We start from the raw sequence: 15,730 nt of genomic DNA on the forward strand, positions 1-15,730 counted from the left end.
CCGCCGTTCAGGCCTCGAAAGCGCATGCGCCGAAGGCGCGAGTCTCGAGGCCTGAACGGCGGGACTCCAGGGGGCCTCAACCCCGCGACGCCGCAGGCGGCGCCAAAAACACAGCACCTTCACGAACAAGCCCGCATCCCCCACCTTCACGAACAGCTCGCACCCACCTCCACGAGCCGGCCCACGCCACTCACCTCCGCGAGCACCCGCCCCCACCTCCACGAGCACGCAGCCGCCGAACTCTCCGTGATGAGCACGACCGCTCACCTTCCCGGACAACGGCGCCGAAAACACCCGTGCACCCGCCGACCGAGGTCGACGGGTGCACGGGTACGAGCCTTGCGGGGACCGCTAGGACTTGACCAGCGTCTCCTCGGGATGGTGCCTGGCACCACCGGTGAATCCGACGTGCGCTTCCTTGCGCATCCGCTCGACCATATGCGGATAGTGCAGTTCGAAGGCGGGACGTTCGGAGCGGATCCGCGGCAGTTCGTAGAAGTTGTGCCGTGGCGGCGGGCACGAGGTGGCCCATTCCAGCGAGTTGCCGTAACCCCACGGGTCGTCCACCGTGACCACCTCGCCGTAGCGGTAGCTCTTGAAGACGTTCCACAGGAACGGCAGCATCGAGGCGCCGAGGATGAAGGCACCGATGGTGGAGACCGTGTTCAGCATGGTGAACCCGTCACCGGCCTGGTAGTCGGCGTAGCGGCGAGGCATGCCCTCGGCGCCCAGCCAGTGCTGCACCAGGAAGGTCAGGTGGAAGCCGAGGAAGGTGGTCCAGAAGTGCCACTTCGCGAGGCGTTCGTCGAGCATCCGGCCGGTCATCTTCGGGAACCAGAAGTAGATACCGGCGTAGGTGGCGAACACGATGGTGCCGAAGAGCACGTAGTGGAAGTGCGCGACCACGAAATAGGAGTCGGTGACGTGGAAGTCCAGCGGCGGGCTGGCCAGGATGACACCGGACAGACCACCGAACAGGAAGGTGACGAGGAAGCCCACCGAGAACAACATCGGTGATTCGAACGTCAATTGCCCCTTCCACATGGTGCCGATCCAGTTGAAGAACTTCACACCGGTCGGGACCGCGATCAGGAAGGTCATGAACGAGAAGTACGGCAGCAGCACGGCGCCGGTGGCGTACATATGGTGTGCCCACACCGCGATGGACAGGGCGGCGATACCCAGGGTCGCGTACACCAGCGTCGTGTAACCGAAGATCGGTTTACGGCTGAAGACCGGGAAGATCTCGGAGACGATGCCGAAGAACGGCAACGCGATGATGTAGACCTCGGGATGCCCGAAGAACCAGAACAGGTGCTGGTAGAGCAGGATCCCGCCGGTACCCGGATCGTAGATGTGACCGCCCAGGTGCCGGTCGTAGGCCAGGCCCAGCAGGGCGGCGGTCAGCAGCGGGAAGGCCAGCAGGACGAGGACGCTGGTGACGGCGATGTTCCAGGTGAAGATCGGCATCCGGAACATGGTCATACCCGGAGCGCGCAGGCAGACCACGGTCGTCAGCATGTTCACACCACCGAGGATGGTGCCCAGACCGGAGACGGCCAGACCCATGATCCACAGGTCGGTGCCCACGCCCGGCGAGTGCAGAATATCGGTGAGCGGCACGTAGGCCGTCCAGCCGAAGTCCGCGGCACCGCCCGGGGTGATGAAACCGGCGGTCGCCATGGTGGCGCCGAACGCGTACAGCCAGTAGCTGAAGGCGTTCAGGCGCGGGAAGGCGACGTCGGGGGCGCCGATCTGCAGCGGCAGGATGATGTTGGCGAAGCCGAACACGATCGCGGTCGCGTAGAACAGCAGCATGATCGTGCCGTGCATGGTGAACAGCTGGTTGAACTGCTCGGGCGAGAGGAACTGCAGACCCGGGCGAGCGAGTTCACCACGCATCATCAGGGCCATCAGGCCACCGATGAGGAAGAACGCCATCGAGGTGGTCAAGTACATGACACCCAGGACCTTCGGGTCCGTGGTGGTCACCATCTTGTATATGAACGACCCCTTCGGCCCCGTCCGCGCCGGGAATGGCCGAGTCGCTTCCACCCCCTGTGGGACTGGTTTGGGCTCTACGGCAGTCACTGATCCTCCTGAAGGTGCCTTTAGGGTCGCTCCGCAGGCTCCACTGTTTTTGCCCGCCGCCCGGTGCACCCGGGGCGGCCAACGGTTAGCTTGCGCTTCTCGAATCGTAAACCTTCCGCCCAGCCCGGGTCGCCCGGGTCCTACTCTGTGTCGTACTCGGGCTCGGCGGGCACTCTTTCCCGAACAAACGTCCGCCGGGCACCGGGTGGTGGTGGCCTCGAGGCGCATGTGCCGAAGGCTCGAGTCCCGAGGCCTGAACGGCGGGGCACCCGGGAGGCTCGACCCCGCGCCGCCGAAGGCAGCGCCGAACAACACGAATCACAGTGGGCATGTACCCTTCCCGGCATGCCGGTGAGCCCCGCTGTCCACACCCCAGCCGCGCGTGACCCCCGGATCTCCGTGCGGACCGGCCGGATCGGCCGACTGCTGGGCGCCGTGCTCGCCTGCACCGCGCTGGCGGTGTCGGCGTGCGCGAGTCATCCCGACGATTCGGCCTCGATCATCCGCACCACGACGAAGATCGCCGGCGCGGGCGTGGTCGGTACCGAACGCGATACGACGCAGGCCTGCTCGCTGCCCACCGCACCCGATCCGTCCGAGGGACCCACTCGCACGATCCGGCACGCCTCCGGCGAGTCGCGGGTGCCGGCCGATCCACAGCGAATCGTGGTGCTGGGCACCTCCGCGCTGGATGCCGCCTGCGCGGTCGGAATGTGGGAGCGGGTGGTCGGCGCGACCACGGTCGCGGGTCCCGCAGCACAGCCGGGTTACCTGGGGTACGGGGTGCTGGAGGTCCCGGGTGTCGGTCCCGCCGGCGACCCCGATCCGGCACTCATCGCACAGCTGGGCCCGGATCTGATCATCGGCGAGGTCCCCACCGGCCGGGCCGGCTACGACGCGCTCAGCGATATCGCCCCGACGGTGCTGGTCGGCGACCAGCCGGACTGGGAGAAGCAGTTCACGGCTATCGCGGGCGCGCTGGGCCGCCACGGCGCGGGCGAGGCGGCGCTGGCCGCCTATCACGCCGAGGCCGCCGCTACCGGCGCCACCCTCAACGCCCGCTTCGTCCAGGCCTCGATCGTGCGTTTCACCCCCGACGGCAGCGAGTACCTGGGCACCGAGACCTTCGCGGCGCAGATCCTCGCCGATACCGGCGCCGAGCGGCCGACCGCGCAGCGCGAGACCTCCGGCCCGATCGACGAATCCGATCCGGTGGCCGCCGAGGGCGATCTGATCTATGTGATGTTCGCGGGCCCGGACGGGCAGGAACACGGCGAATCCGTGATGCGCTCGGACCCGTGGGAGAAACTCGGCGCGGTGGGCGACAACCGCACCTTCCTCGTCGACGACGCGCTCTGGCACACCACCGGCCTGACCTCGGCGCGCGCCGTCCTCACCGATATCCGGGACACCCTCAACGCCTACGTCATGGATTGAGCCGTCCCGGTTCCGGCCGGATTCCGCGCCTGTCCCCGCACCCCGCACGCGATTGTGCCCGCAGCCGTTCCGTGTACCCGCCTCGTGGCCGTGCGCGTGTCCACAGAGGACTCACAGTTCGGCTCCAGGGATACGCCAGACAGTGTTCCTAACGTCGTAGTCACCCCATCGAGAAGAGGTGCGCAACGTGCGGAAACCACCATCACAACCGCGAACAGAACTCGGGCACGAACACGATCTCGGGCTCGCCCACGATATGTCGGTGATGCTGTCCCGGCGGCGGGCGCTGTGGATACTCGGCGCAGTAGGTTCCGCTTCGGTGGCCGCGGCCTGCTCGTCCGGTGACGGGAGCACTGCCACGAGCTCGGCCGCGGACTCCACCACGAGCGCCGCCACCGTCGCCGCGGCTCCGCAGGAAACTGCCGGACCGTATCCCGGTGACGGATCGAACGGACCGAACGTCCTGGTCGAATCCGGTGTCGTCCGTTCCGATATCACCGGTAGTTTCGGGCCGTACTCCGGTACCGCCGAGGGTGTCCCGGTGACCATCCGGCTCACCCTGCAGGATCTCGCGCGCGACGGCGCCGCCGGCAAGGGTATGGCGCTGTACCTGTGGCATTGCGACCGCGACGGCGAGTACTCCCTCTACGGGAAAGGCATCACCGAACAGAACTATCTGCGCGGTGTGCAGGTCGCCGACGATTCCGGACAGGTGAGCTTCACCTCGATCTTCCCGGCCTGCTATGCCGGTCGGTGGCCGCATATCCATTTCGAGGTCTACGACGACCTCGCGACCGCTGTCGCCGGGGAGAACGCCCGGCTGACCTCGCAGATCGCGCTTCCCCAGGATGTCTGCGAGCAGGTCTTCACCGCTGATTCCGGTTATGCCCGCAGCCGGACCAATCTGTCGGAGGTCACCCTGGCCGGCGACAACGTCTTCGGGGACGGCTGGGACGCCGAGCTCGCCACCGTAACCGGCAACCCGGAATCAGGAATGGACATCTCGCTCACCATCGGAGTGGCCGAGAAATCCGCCCACGCGTCCGGCGGTGGAGCCGGCCCCGGCGGTGATCCGCCCGGGCCGCCCGCCGACGGTGCCCGGCCCGGTGGCGAGCCGCCCAGCGGCGGCCGGCCTGCCGGCGGACAGCCGCCGACCGGTATCCCCTCGGCCAACTGACCGCCGGCCGGGTCCCGTGAAGCGGGATCCCGGGCCACCGGCGCCGGCCCGGCGAACACCGGTCCGCAACCGGAAATCCACCGTTCCGAGATACTGTTCTCGCAGGTGAGAGGCAATATCGCGAGTACCTTCGAAGTATGGGCGACAAGGCTGAGGGTGATCGCTCACTCGCGAACCGGTTGGGTATCGGGATCGCCATCGGACTGGCGATCGGGATACCGCTCGGCTTGGTCGTACTGAACAATCTGACGCTCGGGATCGGGCTGGGGATCGGCTTCGGTCTCGCGTTCGGTCTCGCCATGGCGCCGTCGGGCGACGACAGATCCGACGGCCACCGCAAACCCCCTTCCGACGACTGAAGTACGCTCGGCCCCTGCGGTCGAAGCGCGCCGAAAACTCCCGGCCCTCTAGCGCATTCGACGCGCGAAACACAAGTTGTGGTGGCGCTCGGCGATTCGACCCCCAAGGGGTAGTGTTACCGCACGCGCAGCGTTGTCGTCGGATTCGTTGGGAAGGGTGTGGAAGCAGCATGAAGCTCATCGATCGGGTTTCGGCCATCAACTGGAATCGGGTACCCGACGAGAAGGACGCCGAGGTCTGGGATCGGCTCACCGGCAACTTCTGGTTGCCGGAGAAGGTCCCGGTGTCCAATGACATCCCCTCCTGGAACACCCTCACCCCCGACGAGAAACAACTCACCATGCGGGTGTTCACCGGCCTCACCCTGCTGGACACCATCCAGGGCACCGTCGGCGCGGTCAGCCTGATCCCCGACGCGCTCACCCCGCACGAAGAAGCGGTACTCACCAATATCGCGTTCATGGAATCGGTGCACGCCAAGAGCTACAGCTCCATCTTCTCCACCCTGTGCTCCACTCGCGAGATCGACGACGCCTTCCGCTGGTCGGAGGAGAACCGCAATCTGCAGCGCAAGGCCGAGATCGTGCTGGAGTACTACCGCGGCGAGGATCCCCTCAAGCGCAAGGTCGCCTCCACCCTGCTGGAGAGCTTCCTGTTCTACTCCGGTTTCTACCTGCCGATGCACTGGTCCTCGCGCGCCAAGCTCACCAATACCGCCGATATGATCCGCCTGATCATCCGTGACGAGGCGGTGCACGGCTACTACATCGGCTACAAGTACCAGCGCGGCCTCGAACTCCTCACCCAGGCCGAACGCGACGATCTGAAGAACTACACCTTCGAGCTGCTCTTCGAGCTCTACGACAACGAGGTCGAATACACCCAGGACCTCTACGACGAGGTCGGCCTCACCGAGGACGTCAAGAAGTTCCTCCGCTACAACGCCAACAAGGCCCTGATGAACCTGGGCTACGAGGGCCTGTTCCCGAAGGACGAGACCGAGGTCAACCCGGCCATCCTGTCGGCGCTGTCCCCCAATGCCGACGAGAACCACGACTTCTTCTCCGGTTCGGGTTCCAGCTATGTCATCGGCAAAGCGGTCAATACCGAGGACGACGACTGGGACTTCTGAACACCCGGGCCGGTGTCCTCTCGACGCCGGCCCGAATTTCGCATATCGAACTGAAGTAGCCGGCGGCGATCGGCGCGCGCGGAACCGAGTCGAAGATTTGATGGATTCGAAACCGGAAGATCCGACCGACGCTCGTTAAGGTAGATGGCGACCTACCCAATTCAGGGAGATGGCGCACATGGCAAATTCGGTCATGGACGACTACGTCAGTCAGCTGCGCGTGGCGTTACATCAGCTCCGCGATTGGCCCTACCCCGATCAGATCGATCACGAGCTTTTCCGGGCATTCATGAAAACCCCGCACGATGTCGGCGGGGAGCCCGATGCGCCGGCTGTTTTCGAAGAAAAGCAGGAGGAGGTCTGGGAGCTCAACACGTTCATCACCTGCGAGGTGCTGGGCTGGCGGGGCATCTGGACATCCGAGGAACGCCGCAGGCTGGGGAATGTCGATGTCGGGCGTACCCAGTATCTCGGATTTCCCTATTACGGCCGCTGGGTGCTGGCCATTGCTCGCTGTCTCATCGACAAACGGCATATCACCCTGCGTGAACTGCTCGAACGAACCCAGGAGGTCCGTGAGCGCAGCGCGGGCCGGTCCGGCCCATTGGAAGCCGCGCCCCGGAGCATCGGAGAAGGTACCGAGGTAGTCCGCAACATTCATCACCGTGACGCGGTCGGCCATGGGGATCCCCAATGCTTCGCCGGGCAAGCGGACACTCCCCGTTTCGAGATCGGCGACCGGGTACTGGTGCGCGACCTTCCGACCATCTTCTACACCCGCACCCAGGAGTATTTGCGCGGTAAACCGGGGACGGTTGTCAAAGTATCGTACGAAAGCCCGATACCGGAGGACGAGGCGTTCGACCGTGAGGACCGGCGCCCCGAATGGTTCTACATCGTGCGCTTCGATATGAAAGATCTGTGGGATCCGTACCGGGGATGCCCCGGCGACACCTTGCAAGCGGAAATATCGGAGCCCTGGCTCCAGGCGATCTCGTAAACCGGGTTACACCTCAGTGAGAGGAGCACGATGAGCGGGATGCCGAACGAAGGCGAGGACGACGAAGCGCCCCGGCACGCAGCGCCGATGGTGGAAGAGGTCACCGATTTCGAGGTGCTCGAAATCGCGCTACGCGAGCTGGCGATCGAAAAGGGTTTGTTCACCGCCGAGGACCACCGCCGGTACACAGAGTATTTCGAGCAACTGGGTCCGGTGCCGGGCGCCCGGTTCGTCGCCAAGGCGTGGTCCGACCCCGAGTTCAAGCGGCTGGCCCTGGAAGACGCCATCACCGCGTGCCACGAGGTCGGCATCGATTGGCTGCGGCCGACCGGATTCGGTACGCCCAGCGATTTCACCGCGCTGCACGTACTCGAGGACACACCGACTCTGCATCACGTGATCTGCTGCAGCCTGTGCTCCTGCTATCCCCGCCCGCTGCTCGGGAATTCGCCCGAGTGGTATCGGACGCCGAACTATCGCCGCCGGCTCGTCCGCTGGCCGCGTCAGGTTCTCGCCGAATTCGGCCTCTACCTCACCGAAGACGTCCAGATTCGCGTCGAGGACTCCAATTCCAAGCATCGGTTCATGGTGCTGCCCGTACGCCCGGACGGAACGGAGGGATGGAACGAGGAGCAGCTCGCGCAGCTCGCGACACGCGACTGCTTGATCGGTGTCGCGCTTCCCAAGCCCGGACGCACCGCCGATGTGGAACGCCCCGTACACGCCGCGGTGCACCCGGCGCAGAACTATTGACGGACCGGAGGACAACAGATGCCAGTGGGCCAGGACGTCACGCGGATCAGAGTGCAGGTGCTGGAACAGATGATCGCCCGGGGGCAGGTGTGGTCACGAATGGCCGATGAATACGGCGTCGAGAATCCTTCTCCACCGTGGAAATCGAGTCTGGACGGGATATGTGACGCTCTCGACCGAGAAGGGTCGACGCTACCGCTGCTCGCTCGGCGTGACGAAGAGGATCGTCTCGCCGAGGAGGTGTATCCGGCGCTGCCGTTCCCGGAGAATCAGCTCGTTGCGCTGGCGCATTCGCTGATCGCCCGGAAGATCATCGACGAGTCCGAGTTGGCCGACCATATCGCGGAGGTCCGGGCCAGGCTCGAAGCGGGAGGATGAGCCCGTAGGGACCGACAGGGCTCCCGACCCGGCCCCACCGACCGTGGTCCGAGCGCCCTCAGGCACCCGCCCCGAGAAGATCACGAGATTCGGCGAGCGAGCGCAATCGATCGCGGTCATCCGTCGGGCGCGCCAGCGCTCGCGCCACCGCGCGCCGGGCTTCGCCACCGTTGAGCCACCGGACCACCTCTCGGTGGCCGACCCCGTCGACGTCCCAGAAAGTATTGTTCGGCACCAGCGCGCCGCGCCGCAGCACCACATGATCGGTCAGGAAATCCCGGAGGCTGTGCACGGCCGCCGAAGTCTCCAGCCGCGACCAACTGGCCAGATACGGAGCGACACTGCCTGCCGCGGCGCCGAACGCGCACAACAGCACGCTCGGTTCGCATGCATCCGGGTAATCGCTGAGAACTTCGGCCCACAGCGCGTCCATCAACTCGACGAGTACACCGGACTCGGGCCAGGAGGTCCAGTCCGCGAGACGCAGACGGTCGTACACCATCTCGATATCGGGAAAGTCCATTTCCCCGGTATGACACAGCTCCAGGATGCGTGGCGCGAAATACCGCAGGTCCACGGCCGACCCTGCACCCAGCATCACCACGGTCGCATACTGACGGATATCGCCGACGCTCAACATCTTTCGTGGCCTGTCCAGCAGCACCTCGATCTTGTCGGAACGGAGGCAGCAGGGGCACGCCTCGATTCGCGCCGGTCGCCGCGCTTGCGCGAATTCTGTGTCCAGCGCCGCGAGTACCTCCTCGACCGTGCGGATCCCCGCGCTACCCACCATGACAGAACGCTAGCAGAGGAAACCGCCCGCACTCGGTGTTCGCCGCTCAGCTCAGCACAGCGCATTCCGATGGTGTTCACCCGCTGCCTCCGCGATAGCGATGATCCCGACGCGCAACTCCGCAGGGGCCAGCACATCGATCTCGGTGCCGAATCCCACCAGCATCGCCGCGGCCGCTTCCACACTTCGTACCCGGATCCGATGCACTCCCGGTTCGCCGGCGACGGGTTCGGGGTCACCGAGCGCGGTCACCGCCAGTGACCGCGACACCAGCGGTAGCCGCGACCGGTGGACGCGAAGCACGATCTCGGTCGCGGGGGCCCCGCGGAAATCGTCGCGCATCTGCCGCCACACCTGTTGCAGATCCAGGTCCGGCGGTCGCCGGGTGGGCTCACCCAGGCGGCGTACCGCGCTGATCCGGGAGACCCGGTAGCTGCGCGGTCGGCCACGATGGGCGGCGACGAGATACCAGGTCGTGCCGACCTGGAGCAGCCCCCAGGGATCGACGGTCCGGTCCCCCGGCGCAGTGGCCTGCTTCGACTGGTAGCGGATCCGGATCCTTTCGTCGTCCAGGACCGCGGCCTGCACCTCGGCCAGTGCGTCCAGCGCCGCCGGTTCGCGATGCCATCCGCCGCCGTCGAGGACGATTCGGTCCCGGACGTGGGTGACCAGCCGATGCTGATCATCGGGCAGAGCAGTCGACAGTTTGTGCAGAGCACTGCAGAACGAACTGCCCAGCCCGAGCGCCTCGGCCGTCCCCCGCCCGCCCGCGACGAAGAGCGCGCGGGCTTCCGCGGCGGTGAGTTGCTCGGCATCCGGTTCGAACCCGGGCACGAGAGCGAATACACCGCCCCGTCCTCGTTCGGCGTACACCGGAATACCGGCGGCGGACAGCGCCTCCATATCGCGCAGCACCGTCCGTTTGGTGACTTCGAGGCGCCGGGCCAGCTCGGCGGCACTCATCCGCCCGGAGCGCCGCAGCAGTTGAACGATCTGGAGTAAACGGTCCGCACGCACTTCTCCAGATTCGCACGGAAAGGTGACACCAGATGTCACCTTGGCTGCACGAGACTGCTCCCATGACTCAGATTCCGGACTTCCGCTCAGATCTCACCGCCGCCCAGGAGTGGGTGGCCGGGCTCATGGCCGCGGTCCGCGCCGACCAGTGGAACGCACCCACCCCCTGTACGGACTTCGATGTCCGCGCACTCCTCGAACACCTTTCCTGCCATCCGGCCAAACTGGTGGCCACCGCCACCGGCGCGGACCCTCGCACACTGCCCTCCCGAGCGGATATCGATACGAACTCGCCCGGCGAGGACTATTTGAAGCGGTCCGCCACCGCTCTCGAACAATGGGCCGACGACGCTCTGCTGACCCGCCCGCTCATCGCACCCTGGGGCGAGGCACCCGGCGGGCTCGCGGTCGGTGGCTACCTGATGGAAACCGTCGCGCACGGCTGGGATCTGGCCGTGGCCACCGGGCAGAACGCCGAAGCCGACCCGGCCCTGGTGGCCAAGGCTCAGGCCATCGCCGATCGGGCGCTCTCCGACGCGTTCCGCGGCCCCGGGTCACCGTTCGGAGTTCGCGTCGAACCGCGTCCGCAAGCCGGACCGACCGAGCGGCTGGCCGCGTTCCTCGGGCGCGACTGGGACGAGAGCCGCTGAACCGACCCCATCGGCGCGACCCGCCGCACCGTGGTCACCGTGACGGTGCGGCGGGTCGGTCCCACCTACAGATCGAGGACCGCGGGCCATTCCGCGACCTCCAGTTGCCGGACGTGCACCTCGGCGAGATTCATCCCGTCATTGTGGCGCAACCGATACACCCGAGCCGGTCGCTTCACGGACACCGCGGCCGCTTCAGGACCCGGCGAACAACAGCGGTAGGGGGCAACCCGCTTCCGCACGCGATCGAATTCTTCGGCGCCCGAGTGGCCGAAACCTACAGCCACTCGGGCGGTTCCGGCCCGCTGAACAACCGGGTGTGGCCCGACCTCGATACCGATGATCTCGATCTGTTCGTCGAGAAATCCGCTTTCAGTGCCTTCTTCCCGGGTCGCTGCCCGCTACCGCGACTCCTCGAGCAGCGGGATATCGACACGGTCGTGATCACGGGCACTGTCACCAATGTCTGCTGTGAGTCCTCGGCACGCGATGCGAGCACCCTCGGTTTCCGGGTGATCATGGTCGCCGATGCGAATGCCGCGCGCCGCGACCGCGACCACAATGCCACCCTGCACACCATCTATCGATCATTCGGCGACGTGCGTCCGACCTCGGAGGTGCTCGACATGATCGAGGCTGCCGAGTAGGACGATCCGAGACCACGGGCCACGCGTGACACGAAAGCAGCACGGTTCCTTCCTGCGATCGCCGCGCCCGAGACCGGCACGTAGGAGCCGGGAAGATCCACAGCAACCGCCCGCCGACACAGCGCAGGCAATGGCTCGAACGCGCCCGCACCGGATCTCGACAGTGTGAGGATGGGTACGTCGAGACGAGGGAGGAACTATGGGGAAGTTGGACGGAAACGTGGCTGTCGTCACCGGCGGCGCGCGCGGGCAGGGCAGGGCGCATGCATTATCGCTGGCCACAGCGGGCGCCGATATCGTGCTGTGCGATATCGGCGCGTCGATCGCGAGCGTGCCCTACCCGCTGGGTTCGCGGGCCGATCTCGCCGAGACGGCGGAACTGGTCGGCGAGACCGGCCGCCGATGCGTCACGATCACCGCGGACGTTCGCGATCAGCAGCAGATGAACACGGTGGCCGAACGAGCCATCGCCGAACTCGGACATATCGATATCCTGCTGGCCAACGCGGGTATAGCGTCCAACGCTCTGATCGCCGAGATGCCCGAGCAGACCTGGCGTGACATGATCGATGTCAACCTGACCGGCGTCTACCACAGTTTCCGCGCCGTTGTCCCACATATGCTCGAGCGCGGCCGGGGACGGATCGTCGCCACCTCCTCCATCGTGGCCCGGATGGGCGCCCGCAAGGCCGGTCACTACGCAGCCGCGAAATGGGGTGTGATCGGGCTGGTGAAATCGCTGGCGGAGGAGGTCGGCGGACAGGGCATCACCGTGAACGCCGTCCTGCCCTCGGGTGTGCAGACCGATATGATCATGAACCCCGCCACCTACCGCGAGCTCATGCCCGATGTCGAGAACCCCACGCGTGAGGCCGCGATGGCGATGTTCGAGGCCGGGGGCGGGCTGATCCAGCCCGCGGAGGTCTCGGAGCTGATCCTGCTCCTGGTCTCCGATGCCGGCGGCCGGTACAACGGCGAAGCGATCACCATCTCCAACGGCCTCAGCACCCACACGATCTGACCGGATCTCAGCCGGAGCAGTCGCGGCGACCTCAGGCGACAGGCACTGCGCGGCAGATGCGGCCGGTCCCACACGAAGTGCGGGCAGCTCGAGACGCTTACACCTCAGAACTTGTTGTCGCGCAGAGCGGCGGTGAAGAACTTCCAGTCGTCCGAGGTGAACAGTAGAGCGGGCCCGACCGGGTTCTTGGAATCTCGAACGCCGACCCGTCCTCCATCGAGCCAGGCGACTTCGACACACTCGTTACTCGCTCCGCTATGCGAAGATTTGAACCAATACGCGCCAGATAATTCGACAGTCATTGTTGGAATCTCCCTGCTATTTTCCTGATCCGATCTCGCGAATGCTGCTCCTCCAGCGCGGCATTTCGAAGCTTGTCGAACAGGACGCGAAAGTTGTTCACGTCCTCGGTGTCATCGAAGGTCATCGAACCAATCGCCGCCTCGGCGTACACCACAGACGGCTCATTGTCCGGAAAGTCGATGATGATGAACGGCGTGACGACGCTGCCCGCAGGCACGCCCACGGCGAATGGCAATACGCGTACGACTACATTGTCGCGAGTGCTCATATCGACGATATGATGGCACTGAGCAGCCATGATGCGGTTCGATCCGACCACCGAATGCAGGGCGCTCTCATGTATAAGGAATTCGACGCGAGCCCTGGAATGACGCTGGGTGACACGCCGACGGCGCTGCTCGCGAAGCTCGACATGCTTTTCGATTTCCTCTGAAGGAGCATCCGGCGCGAAGAGTCGCTGAAGCGTGCGAACATAGTCGGCTGTTTGCAGCAACCCAGGCACGACCAAGGGCTGAAAGAAGTGGAATTCGGTAGCGGACGACTCAAGAGCCAGATACGTGGAGTAACCCGGCACCAGGAGGTGTTGGTAGCCCTGCCACCAGACTTTCGTATTCGCTTGCGAGGCAAGACCCGCCAGATACGTGGTTCGGTCGGCCGACAATCCATAGTGCCGGCACAGGTACTCGACTTCGCGGACCTTGATCCGCTCGTACTGGCCCAACTCGATACGACTGAGCGTCGCCCGGCTGAACTCCGTGTCCCGCGCGACCTGCTCCAGCGTGGCCCCCTGCGCGTGGCGCGCGTCGCGCAGTGCCCGACCCAGTTGCCGCCGCGGCAGTGTGGTGCCGCTGAGATTCGCCTTGCTAGGCATCGTGCCTCCCCTGTTTCTCAACGAAATCGCTCGGCGTTTCTCAGCTCGAGAATCATGGTAGGCAAGCCCTGAGAGACGTGCTGGGCCGTTACGCAGATCCCGTGAAACCTTCTCGTCGAAACACTCCGAGCCTCTGACCTGCAGCAACATACTCATATGCCCGAGGTACACGGAAGTTGGTGGCGCAAAGGCGAATCATTGCCGACGCGCGATGTCGCGTCGGCGAACCGCACTCGCTACGAAACGATCTCGTCCCCGCTCTCCGGAGGTCCGGAGAGCGCGCAGCGAGGAACCCGACCCAGCTCGACCAGCGGAACTCCCCGAAATCCGATAGCGAAGGTGAAACGGATAGTCCGGCACACCGAAGCCGCCGGCTGGCTCGCCGTATGGCGACTCGATCGCGGATCTATCCGGATCCTGTCGGTACGCAGCTCATCCGGCACACTTGTGGAATCGGCGGCAGATCCCCGCGCCGATATCCCGGATCTGGCGGATATGCGCGAACGGTTCCCGGAACATACCCGGTTGTGGGATGCAATCCGCCACGAATTCTGGGCCGATGCCGTATCCGAGGGTCGCGCGGGATGAGCACGATCCGATACCCCGACGACGAATCGGTCGCGGAGATCACCACCCGTTACCTGCTCTCCATGCCCGCCCGGCTGCTGCCCATTCTGTACGGGTTCCGGTTCGACGGCACAGCCGTGCACACCGATTGCGCCCGAGTCGATCTCGACCGCGAGCGGGCATCCGGCGAACCGAACCCGATCCACGCCCAGGCTGCACATCTACGTACCGTCCTCGGTCCCGGCTTGTTCGGATTCGGTTTCGTCTTCCCCGTTTTCGCCGACCAGCTGGATATCCACGCCCGCAACCGACATATCCCGGCGCCGGTCCGCGCGGCGGCCGAACGACTGCCCGCGGTGGATGATCTCATCGCCGCAGCCACCATCGACGCCACCGGCCGCCAATGGTGGGCGGTAGTCCCCCAACACTTGCCCGAGCTGGAGCCGGTGCTTCTGCGATTCCCGGCGGTCGCCCCGGCGGACTGGCGGCTACCCGAATCCTTCGATGCCTCGCTCTGGACCGCCGCGCTCGCCCTAGACGAATCGAACCACGCCCATCTACTGCGGTTGCGTGTCACGCAGCCGGATCGAGGCCCGATCCGATGAAGCCGATACCTTACGATCACGGCCGCCGTGGTCGGAGTACGGGTGCTGCGCTACCCCACTCACCAAGCAGCGTCCGCGCGCTCCTCCTCCAACCGGCGCCAGGCGTTGTCCAACCAGGTCCCGAAGTGGCGGGTGAACTCGGCGGATGTGGCCGGGCGAACCGTCACATGGTTGCCGCGCTGTTCGGTGTAGCGGCCGTCGCCGGTGATGTCGTACCACTGCAGGACTCGGAGCGGTTCTATCGCCGCGTCGAATCGCCCCATGAGCAGTACCGCGCAACCGCCGCCGTCATTTTCCCGGCCGACCAGCTTCCGATACTGCTCACGGGCCCGGGCGCGCCGCGGGTCCTCGAAGTGAGTGTCGCTGCGCGATTCGAGATCCCCGGGATGGAAGGTCGCGGCTTCGGCGGTACCGGGCGCGCAGGGGGCGAGACCGGAAACCAATCGAGCCGCCAAATTCTCCGGGCGGAAAAGGCGCACCTGGATCGGGCCGTGTTCATTTGCGCCACCCACCTGACTCAAAGTCACCGCATACGCTTCGGTGCGTGCCCCGACGATCCGGTATTCACGCATATCGTCGCGGCCCGTGCTGCGCTGGTGCGCACAGGTGGCGCCGAGGATCTCGATCCGCATCCCGGAGGTGCCCAAAGTATCGAGGGCGACCTGGATTCCGGCCCGCTCCTCACGCGTGTACCGGTCCCGAACCGCAAGACGATGGGCCCGTGCTTCGTCGTTGAAGGCGAACCTGCTCGTATAGCGCAGCGGAGTGGGGAACCGATCGTAGGCGTCGCTGTACCACAGCGCCGCGAAATCGTCCGGCTCCCAGGTCCACTCGGGCATCGATCATTCCCCTTGTTGTGTGCGATTCAGCGGTACCGGCAGGTCGGAAGTAACCGGGTGGGTCCGCGCCGGAGCGGACCCACCCGGTC

General features: G+C 65.6%; 18 protein-coding genes. 12 read left to right on the plus strand and 6 right to left on the minus strand.

Translation table 11 applies throughout. The features are described from left to right. Positions 1–351: 351 nt before the first annotated feature. Positions 352–2,091 carry an aa3-type cytochrome oxidase subunit I gene (gene ctaD / locus IEY68_RS28115; protein ID WP_082681063.1) on the minus strand — a complete coding sequence of 580 codons (1,740 nt, stop codon included), beginning with the start codon at positions 2,089–2,091 and terminating at the stop codon, positions 352–354. A 345-nt stretch (positions 2,092–2,436) separates the two neighbouring features. Between ctaD and IEY68_RS28120 the strand changes: the two genes are divergently transcribed. The 7 genes from IEY68_RS28120 to IEY68_RS28150 all read left to right on the plus strand — a co-directional run bounded on the left by IEY68_RS28120 (position 2,437) and on the right by IEY68_RS28150 (position 8,328). Then, the gene (locus IEY68_RS28120; RefSeq protein WP_082681064.1) at positions 2,437–3,528 is read left to right on the plus strand and encodes an ABC transporter substrate-binding protein; all 1,092 of its coding nucleotides are present in this window, start codon (positions 2,437–2,439) and stop codon (positions 3,526–3,528) included. Between the two features lie 256 nt (positions 3,529–3,784). Then, positions 3,785–4,705, plus strand: coding sequence for a dioxygenase family protein (locus tag IEY68_RS28125; RefSeq protein WP_229719091.1), 921 nt, complete (start codon positions 3,785–3,787; stop codon positions 4,703–4,705). A 137-nt stretch (positions 4,706–4,842) separates the two neighbouring features. After that, positions 4,843–5,064 (plus strand): glycine zipper domain-containing protein, encoded by a 222-nt coding sequence (locus IEY68_RS28130; protein WP_058856811.1) that lies wholly within the window; start codon positions 4,843–4,845, stop codon positions 5,062–5,064. 170 nt (positions 5,065–5,234) lie between these two features. Next, on the plus strand, positions 5,235–6,197 hold the full coding sequence (gene nrdF, locus IEY68_RS28135) for a class 1b ribonucleoside-diphosphate reductase subunit beta (protein WP_058856812.1): 963 nt from the start codon (positions 5,235–5,237) through the stop codon (positions 6,195–6,197). Positions 6,198–6,375: 178 nt separating this feature from the next. Continuing rightward, the gene (locus IEY68_RS28140; RefSeq protein WP_156426398.1) at positions 6,376–7,197 is read left to right on the plus strand and encodes an SH3-like domain-containing protein; all 822 of its coding nucleotides are present in this window, start codon (positions 6,376–6,378) and stop codon (positions 7,195–7,197) included. Between the two features lie 30 nt (positions 7,198–7,227). Continuing rightward, positions 7,228–7,950, plus strand: coding sequence for a thiocyanate hydrolase subunit gamma (scnC, locus tag IEY68_RS28145; RefSeq protein ID WP_058856814.1), 723 nt, complete (start codon positions 7,228–7,230; stop codon positions 7,948–7,950). Positions 7,951–7,968: 18 nt separating this feature from the next. Next, a complete protein-coding gene (locus IEY68_RS28150; RefSeq protein WP_058856815.1) occupies positions 7,969–8,328 on the plus strand; it encodes a hypothetical protein in 360 nt (119 codons plus the stop codon). 58 nt (positions 8,329–8,386) lie between these two features. Here IEY68_RS28150 and IEY68_RS28155 read toward each other — a convergent pair whose 3' ends face one another. Then, on the minus strand, positions 8,387–9,121 hold the full coding sequence (locus IEY68_RS28155) for a hypothetical protein (RefSeq protein WP_058856816.1): 735 nt from the start codon (positions 9,119–9,121) through the stop codon (positions 8,387–8,389). Between the two features lie 51 nt (positions 9,122–9,172). Continuing rightward, positions 9,173–10,138: a helix-turn-helix transcriptional regulator gene (locus IEY68_RS28160; RefSeq protein ID WP_063000179.1), complete on the minus strand. Its 966-nt coding sequence runs from the start codon at positions 10,136–10,138 to the stop codon at positions 9,173–9,175. 62 nt (positions 10,139–10,200) lie between these two features. Here IEY68_RS28160 and IEY68_RS28165 point away from each other — a divergent pair, with 62 nt between their 5' ends. The 3 genes from IEY68_RS28165 (at position 10,201) to IEY68_RS28175 (ending at position 12,456) form a co-directional block, all read left to right on the plus strand. Next, the gene (locus IEY68_RS28165; protein WP_063916417.1) at positions 10,201–10,788 is read left to right on the plus strand and encodes a TIGR03086 family metal-binding protein; all 588 of its coding nucleotides are present in this window, start codon (positions 10,201–10,203) and stop codon (positions 10,786–10,788) included. A gap of 266 nt (positions 10,789–11,054) precedes the next feature. Then, the gene (locus IEY68_RS36480) at positions 11,055–11,435 is read left to right on the plus strand and encodes a cysteine hydrolase family protein (RefSeq protein WP_199805004.1); all 381 of its coding nucleotides are present in this window, start codon (positions 11,055–11,057) and stop codon (positions 11,433–11,435) included. Positions 11,436–11,634: 199 nt separating this feature from the next. Further along, complete coding sequence (locus tag IEY68_RS28175) at positions 11,635–12,456, plus strand: mycofactocin-coupled SDR family oxidoreductase (RefSeq protein ID WP_058856818.1); 822 nt, start codon at positions 11,635–11,637, stop codon at positions 12,454–12,456. Positions 12,457–12,560: 104 nt separating this feature from the next. On the opposite strand, the gene IEY68_RS28180 is transcribed toward IEY68_RS28175, so the two are convergent. Both IEY68_RS28180 and IEY68_RS28185 read right to left on the minus strand, forming a co-directional pair. Next, the gene (locus IEY68_RS28180; protein WP_058856819.1) at positions 12,561–12,758 is read right to left on the minus strand and encodes a DUF397 domain-containing protein; all 198 of its coding nucleotides are present in this window, start codon (positions 12,756–12,758) and stop codon (positions 12,561–12,563) included. Beyond that, a complete protein-coding gene (locus tag IEY68_RS28185; protein WP_058856820.1) occupies positions 12,755–13,630 on the minus strand; it encodes a helix-turn-helix domain-containing protein in 876 nt (291 codons plus the stop codon). Before IEY68_RS28185 ends, IEY68_RS28180 begins: the two co-directional genes overlap by 4 nt. A gap of 339 nt (positions 13,631–13,969) precedes the next feature. On the opposite strand from IEY68_RS28185, the gene IEY68_RS28190 reads away from it, so the two are divergent. Next, positions 13,970–14,218, plus strand: coding sequence for a hypothetical protein (locus tag IEY68_RS28190; protein WP_058856821.1), 249 nt, complete (start codon positions 13,970–13,972; stop codon positions 14,216–14,218). Continuing rightward, positions 14,215–14,802 carry a hypothetical protein gene (locus tag IEY68_RS28195; protein ID WP_058856822.1) on the plus strand — a complete coding sequence of 196 codons (588 nt, stop codon included), beginning with the start codon at positions 14,215–14,217 and terminating at the stop codon, positions 14,800–14,802. Before IEY68_RS28190 ends, IEY68_RS28195 begins: the two co-directional genes overlap by 4 nt. Positions 14,803–14,861: 59 nt before the next feature. Here the strand turns inward: IEY68_RS28195 and IEY68_RS28200 are convergent, their stop codons facing one another. Next, positions 14,862–15,641, minus strand: a complete 780-nt coding sequence (locus IEY68_RS28200; protein WP_058856823.1) for an ESX secretion-associated protein EspG — start codon at positions 15,639–15,641, stop codon at positions 14,862–14,864. Positions 15,642–15,730 lie beyond the last annotated feature (89 nt).

The sequence above is a fragment of the Nocardia jinanensis genome (assembly GCF_014645735.1).
Lineage (GTDB): Bacteria > Actinomycetota > Actinomycetes > Mycobacteriales > Mycobacteriaceae > Nocardia > Nocardia jinanensis.